This is a genomic window from uncultured Oceanicoccus sp. (assembly GCF_963968385.1).
Taxonomy (GTDB): domain Bacteria; phylum Pseudomonadota; class Gammaproteobacteria; order Pseudomonadales; family Dasaniaceae; genus Oceanicoccus.
The window spans coordinates 1-7,014 of record NZ_CAXAHB010000078.1 but is presented as its reverse complement, the minus strand read 5'-3'; the positions used below and the strand labels follow the sequence as shown (position 1 = coordinate 7,014).

Sequence of the window (7,014 nt, the reverse complement as noted above, 5' to 3'; positions counted from 1 at the left end):
CCCGACCCGCGACTGCGCACACAGGCCAAGCCTGTGGAAAATGTCGATGGCCGCCTGCTACAACTAATCAACGATATGTTTGAAACCATGTATCACGCTCAAGGTATTGGTCTGGCGGCAACACAAATCAATGTGCATCAGCGCGTTGTCGTTATTGATGTCAGCGAGCAAGGTGATCAGCCACTGGTATTTATCAACCCCGAAATCACCGTACTTGATGGCCCCGATCATGAGTATGATGAAGGCTGTTTATCGGTACCCGGTTTTCATGAAACCGTGACTCGACCGGAAAAAATTCGGGTAACCGCACTTGATCGTCATGGCGACAGTTTTGAAATAGAGCCTGAAGGCCTGTTGGCCGTCTGCATTCAGCACGAAGTTGACCATCTAAACGGCAAACTGTTTGTGGATCATATCTCGTCGCTTAAACGCAAACGCATTCGCTCCAAGCTAGAAAAACAACACAAACAAAACGCTTAAGGCTTCTACTTTCATGGCCCGACCCTTGAACATTATCTTTGCCGGCACTCCGGATTTTGCCGCTACGCATCTTCAGGGCATCCTAGAGCAGGGCGATCATCAAGTCATTGCCGTTTATAGCCAGCCCGACCGGCCTGCAGGTCGCGGCAAAAAGCTTAAGCCCAGCGCTGTTAAACAAGTAGCGCTGGATCATAATATCCCCATTTACCAGCCCACTAACTTTAAACAGCCTGCCGACCAACAAGCCCTTGCCGAGCTTAATGCCGACTTAATGGTTGTGGTGGCTTACGGCTTGCTGCTGCCCAAAGTTATTCTAGATACCCCCCACCTTGGTTGCATTAATGTGCATGCCTCTTTACTGCCCCGTTGGCGCGGTGCAGCGCCCATCCAAAGAGCGATTGAGGCTGGCGACCGTGAAACCGGCGTAATGATTATGCAAATGGATGAAGGGCTGGATACCGGCGATATACTGCTGGAAGCGCGTTGCGATATCAGTGCAACCGATACCGGCGGTAGCTTGCATAATAAACTCGCTAGCATCGGTGTGCCGGCATTAAATAAAGCGCTACAGCAAATAGCCGAACAAGCCATCACTGCAACCCAGCAAAATAATCAACACGCCTGTTACGCCGCCAAAATATCGAAACAGGAACTGGCCATCGACTGGCAGCAGCCAGCGACACTTATCGAGCGAAAAATACGTGCCTTTAACCCCTTTCCTATTAGCTATACCAGTCTGAATGGCGATCGGATAAAAATCTGGCAGGCCTCATTAAGCGAACCAAGCGGCGCCGCTGGCGAAATTATTGCGGCCAATAAAAAATCCATTGTCGTTGCCTGCGGTGAAGGTAGCTTGAGCCTACAAATGATACAACTACCCGGCGGCAAAGCGCTGGATATTCCCGCCGTGATGAATTCCAAAGCCGATTGGTTTACCGCCGGCACCCGCTTCGACTCGATTGAAACAGTATGAGTATTGAATCGATAGATTGCCGTGCTACAGCTGCCCGCTGTCTTGCTGCGGTGTCTAACGGCTCCTCACTATCGCAACAAATTCCTGTGTTTGAAGCACAAGTTATTGAAAAAGACCGCGCGCTATTTCGACAACTTTGTTATGGCGTTTTGCGCTTTTATCCAAGGTTAGCTGGCATTAGTCAACGACTGATCAGCAAGCCGTTAAAAAATAAACATCGGGATATCCAGATGTTGGTTATGCTCGGTCTATATCAGTTGAGTGAAATGCGGATGCCGGATCATGCCGCGGTGAACTCCACGGTTAACGCCACCAAAGTATTAAACAAAGATTGGGCCGCAAGCTTGGTCAATGGCGTGCTAAGGCAATGGCAACGCAAGTCGCAAGCGATCGTGGCACAACTTAGTCCTGCAGAACACCATGCTCATCCTGAATGGTTGCATAAACTACTTAACAAAGTTTGGCCTGAACAAGCCAGTACGATTGAGCAGGCCAATAACAGTCATCCGCCAATGTGCCTAAGAGTAAATCAGCAACATGTCTCGACTGCAGACTATCTTCTACAACTGCAAGGCCAAGCTATAGACGCCAAACCATGTGATTATGCTCAACAGGGCATACGTTTGATTCAGCCAGTCATGGTTGATCAATTGCCCGGCTTTAGCGAGGGCAGCATCAGTGTCCAAGACGAAGCTGCGCAGCTATCTGCCGAACTATTGGCTCTGGCACCACAGCAACGATTACTGGATGCCTGTTGTGCCCCCGGCGGCAAGACCTGCCATATACTGGAAACGGAACCGCAACTAACAGAAGTGATTGGCCTCGATATTGACCCAGAACGATTAAATCGGGTGGCAGAAAATCTACAGCGGCTAAACCTCAAGGCACAACTTATTGCCGGCGATGCCGCCGATATAGACGCTTGGTGGGATGGCAAACCCTTCGATCGTATTTTGTTAGATGCGCCCTGTTCTGCTACCGGCGTTATCCGTCGCAACCCCGATATCAAACTGCATCGCACGCTTGACGATATACAACAGCTACACCAATTGCAGTTTTCTATGTTACAAGCGCTATGGCAAACACTGGCGCCAGGCGGCTTGCTGGTTTATGCCACCTGCTCGGTACTGCCGGATGAAAATGAACATGTGGTTGCCCGCTTCTGTGGCCAGCAAGCTGATGCCGAGCATCAAGTCATTCATGCCGACTGGGGCTTGGCTAGGCCCTATGGCCGCCAGCTATTTCCAAGCGAGCACGGGCATGATGGTTTCTTTTATGCGTTGATTGCCAAAAAAGGGTAAAAATAACGGTAAAAACCCCATGAAAAAATGGCCTTTAGCCAATTAAGACTTACAATAAACAGATAACTATTTTTCTTTAACAACGGCTATATCCATGAAAATCATTATCCTCGGGGCAGGGCAGGTTGGCGCCTCTCTGGCCGAGCATCTCGCCGATGAGCAAAACGATATCACGGTTGTCGATTTAGACAGCGATCGTCTTCGCGAACTGCAAGATCGTCTTGATATCGGCACCGTCACCGGACAAGCTTCCCATCCCGACGCATTGCAACGTGCCGGCGCCGAAGATGCGGATATGCTAATTGCTGTTACCAGTTCTGATGAAATCAATATGGTAGCCTGCCAAGTTGCCTATACCTTGTTTCGTACCCCAACTAAAATTTCCCGACTGCGAGCACTACCCTATTTGGAAAAGCGCAGCATGTTTAATAACGATCAGATTCCGATCGACGTTATTATCAGCCCGGAATTATTAGTCACCCGCCATATCCAGCGCTTGATTGAATACCCCGGCGCATTACAGGTATTGGACTTTGCCGACGGCAAAGTCCAACTGGCAGCGGTTAAGGCGTATCACGATGGCCCCATCGTCGGCAACGAATTGCGCGCTATTCGCAGTCATATGCCCAATGTCGATACTCGGGTAGCCGCCATCTTCCGCCGCGACCGCGCCATTATGCCCATGGCCGATACAGTGGTTGAAGCAGATGATGAAGTGTTCTTTATCGCCTCTAGCGACAATATTATGCCGGTGATGAGCGAACTGCGCGGAGTAGACAAACCCTACAAGCGCCTGTTGATTGCTGGTGGCGGTAACATTGGTGAGCGCTTGGCCAGCGCACTGGAAAATAATTATCAAATCAAAGTGGTTGAGCAAAGCTATGCCCGCTGTCGCCAGCTATCGGAATCCCTACGCAGCACCATCGTATTAAACGGCAATGCTTCCGATAAAGATTTATTAATTGCGGAAAATATCGAAAACGTTGATGTGTTTTGTGCCCTCACCAGTGATGATGAAGCCAATATTATGTCATCTATGTTGGCCAAACGATTAGGCGCTAAAAAAGTAATTACCCTAATCGCCAACCCCGCCTATGTTGATCTGGTGCAGGGGGGTGAAATAGATATCGCGATTTCACCACAGCAAATCACCATGGGCAGTTTGTTAACCCATGTTCGTCGTGGCGATGTATCCAATGTGCATTCCTTGCGACGGGGCGCGGCGGAAGCCCTGGAAGTGATTGCCCACGGCGATGCCCGCTCCTCAAAAGTGGTCGGCAAGCGTCTAGATGAAATTGAAAAAATTGAAGGCTCCTCCATCGGCGCCATTGTGCGTGGCGATGAAGTATTAATCGCCCATCGATATTTAGTGGTTGAACCGGAAGATCATGTCATTGTATTTCTCACCGACAAATCAAAAATAAAACAAGTCGAACGCCTGTTTCAGGTTGGGTTTAATTTCTTCTAATGCATATCGCGCTGATCTTTCGTATTTTAGGCATGCTGCTAATGATGTTCAGCTTAACGCTGTTTACACCCATTGCCGTTTCGCTATGGTATGGTGACGGCGTTTATCCTGCTTTTTTTGTGGCTTTTGCCATTACGGCCGTCAGTGGTGCATTGATGTGGATGCCCACCGCAAAGCGCCAAGCCGATTTGCGCACCCGCGACGGATTTTTAATTACCTCCCTGTTCTGGGCCGTGCTGGGATTGTTCGGCGCCTTACCTTTTCTGTTAGCACCCAATCCTGAATTAACGGTCAGTGATGCGGTATTTGAATCACTATCGGGTCTGACAACCACCGGCGCCACGGTTATTACCGGTCTCGACGATTTACCCAAATCGATTTTATTTTATCGCCAACAACTTCAATGGTTAGGCGGCATCGGTATTATCGTTATCGCTGTCGCCATTCTGCCAATGCTGGGTATTGGCGGCATGCAATTATATCGCGCCGAAACACCGGGGCCGGTAAAAGATAGCAAATTAACCCCGCGTATTGCCGAAACGGCCAAGGCCTTATTTCTGGTTTATGTGCTATTAACGGCAACCTGCGCGATTGCTTATTGGGCGGCGGGTATGTCGAGCTTCGATGCTATTTGTCACGCCTTTTCCACCATTGCGATTGGCGGGTTTTCTACCCATGATGCCAGTATCGGTTATTTTAATAGCCCCGCCATTATGTTGATTGCCTGTTTATATATGATGATTGCGGGAATTAATTTTGCGCTGCACTTTTATGCCTTAAGACAAAGCAGTTATCGGCATTATATTCGCGACTCGGAAAGCCGGTTCTTTGTTTATACTATTTTGGGCGCGGCCGTGATTGTTGCCACTTATTTAATTCTAAATAATACCTACAGTGTTAATGAAGGCCTGCTGCACGGTTTATTTCAAACAATTTCTATTGCCACCACTGCCGGTTTTGTGACGGCAGATTTTTCCGCCTGGCCAAGCTTTTTACCCTTTCTATTAATTTTGCTGTCGTTTATGGGTGGCTGCGCCGGCTCTACCGGCGGCGGCATGAAAGCAGTGCGGGTTATGTTGATGACCAAGCAGGGGGTGAGAGAATTATCACAACTGGTTCACCCCCATGCGGTTATCCCGCTAAAGGTAGGTAACCGCCGTGTAGAAGCCAAGGTCGTTAGTGCGGTATGGAGTTTCTTTGCGGTATATATCTTTGCTTTTATTGTGATTCTGTTTTTGCTTATGGCAACCGGCTTGGATTATACAAGCGCCTTTTCTGCAGTAGCGGCAACCATCAACAACCTCGGCCCTGGGCTGGGCGAAGTTGCTACCAGCTACGGCGGGATTAGTGCGCCCGCCAAATGGATATTATGTTTCTCGATGCTACTTGGACGACTGGAAATCTTTACTCTAATTGTTTTATTTACGCCGGCATTTTGGAGACAGTAAGGTCTGCCGTCATTAATGCTGCTTAACTTCTCGCTTTTTTGATTAAATCATAGGCCGCCTGTATTTCTTGGGCCTTTTCAGTAGCCACTTTCATCATAGCTTCCGGCACACCTTGGGCAACTAATTTATCCGGATGATGCTGACTCATCAGCTTACGATAAGCTTTTTTAATGTCTCGGTCACTGTCAGCACTGCTAACGCCCAAAGCTTTATACGCTTTATCTAACTCATTAGCGCTAGTTTGTCGCTGCCCCTGCTGTTGATACTGACCGCCGGCGAAATTCTGCTGCGCCATTAGCATCGCTAATAATTGTTCAAACTGACGACTGCCTATCCCCAAATAGCCGGCGGTTTTACTGAGAATCTCTTTTTCTGCCTGATGCATTTCACCATCGGCCATGGCGATGCTGAATAAAAATTCCAGTAGTAAAATCGGTAGATTATGACGACGACCACCGTTGGCAATAAATGATGCGATAACCGGCTCTAATTGAAAATCATTTTGTGAACCTAGTTTAAACAAGGCTATAGCTTCTTTGCGATGCTCAGCGGTTAAACCTAGCTGTGCCATCAAGGCTTCCGCCTGTTGAATTTCCTCTTCACTAATGCGGCCATCGACTTTGGCCAAATGACCCATAATTTTAAACGTGGTTTCAAAAAATAACCGCTGTAACTTGGCGCGGTCAGCGCCGTAGTCAAAGCCCATAGCTTGGGCAATGCCTTTATCAAAAAAGTGGCCGGCCAATACGCCAATAATCGCGCCAAAAAAACCGGCCGAGGATAAACCGATGAAACCGCCAATGATCTTTCCAAATATCACGACTTTCTCCAATTAACGTTAACGCCTGTCGCGTTTAATGCCTAGTTGTTATTTTGATAGTATTTTCTGTTGCCTTCGGGCTGCTTTTTAAAGCGTTTATATTCCCATTGATACTGCTCGGGCGCCAGCGCAACACACTGCTCAACACTTTGGTTTAGCACGCTGAGGGCGAGCGACTCATCATCAGCACAAATAGTCTCCGGAACCGCTGTAAACACCAGACGAAATTTGCCGCTATGGTTAATTCTTAAGGCGCTGGCCATAATGACTGTTGCGCCGGTACGTTTGGCCAGCTTTCTTATTAGCGTGGTGGTTAAGGCGGGCGTACCAAAGAAGGGCGCAAAACCGCCACCCGCCATCGGAGGGACTTGATCAGGCAATACCGCTATCATTTCGCCCCTTTTTAACGCCTGCAACAAGGCCTTTACGCCGGTGGTATCGGTGGCAACCAGCTTGGCGCCATTGCGGCTACGGGCTCGGGTCATCAACTGATCAACCGCCTGATTATCCGGTGGCTGATACAT

7 protein-coding genes are annotated in these 7,014 nt (G+C 48.7%); 5 read left to right on the top strand and 2 right to left on the bottom strand.

The window, feature by feature from the left end; all coding sequences use genetic code 11:
• The 5 genes from def to AACP44_RS07830 all read left to right on the top strand — a co-directional run.
• Window positions 1-480: peptide deformylase (gene def / locus AACP44_RS07850; RefSeq protein WP_339339958.1), on the top strand; the 480-nt coding region annotated here is incomplete at its 5' end.
• Between the two features lie 13 nt (window positions 481-493).
• Window positions 494-1,453 carry a methionyl-tRNA formyltransferase gene (gene fmt / locus AACP44_RS07845; protein WP_339339957.1) on the top strand — a complete coding sequence of 320 codons (960 nt, stop codon included), beginning with the start codon at window positions 494-496 and terminating at the stop codon, window positions 1,451-1,453.
• Window positions 1,450-2,754 carry a 16S rRNA (cytosine(967)-C(5))-methyltransferase RsmB gene (gene rsmB, locus AACP44_RS07840; protein WP_339339956.1) on the top strand — a complete coding sequence of 435 codons (1,305 nt, stop codon included), beginning with the start codon at window positions 1,450-1,452 and terminating at the stop codon, window positions 2,752-2,754. The genes fmt and rsmB overlap by 4 nt, the downstream gene beginning before the upstream one ends.
• Before the next feature lie 94 nt (window positions 2,755-2,848).
• Window positions 2,849-4,222, top strand: coding sequence for a Trk system potassium transporter TrkA (trkA, locus tag AACP44_RS07835; protein WP_339339955.1), 1,374 nt, complete (start codon window positions 2,849-2,851; stop codon window positions 4,220-4,222).
• Entirely contained in the window at window positions 4,222-5,670 is a 1,449-nt protein-coding gene (locus AACP44_RS07830) for a TrkH family potassium uptake protein (RefSeq protein WP_339339954.1), read from the top strand. Before trkA ends, AACP44_RS07830 begins: the two co-directional genes overlap by 1 nt.
• A gap of 22 nt (window positions 5,671-5,692) precedes the next feature.
• Here AACP44_RS07830 and djlA read toward each other — a convergent pair whose 3' ends face one another.
• Both djlA and AACP44_RS07820 read right to left on the bottom strand, forming a co-directional pair.
• The gene (gene djlA / locus AACP44_RS07825; protein WP_339339952.1) at window positions 5,693-6,490 is read right to left on the bottom strand and encodes a co-chaperone DjlA; all 798 of its coding nucleotides are present in this window, start codon (window positions 6,488-6,490) and stop codon (window positions 5,693-5,695) included.
• A gap of 41 nt (window positions 6,491-6,531) precedes the next feature.
• Window positions 6,532-7,014 (bottom strand): lysophospholipid acyltransferase family protein (locus AACP44_RS07820; RefSeq protein WP_339339950.1); only part of this gene is annotated, 483 nt, incomplete at its 5' end.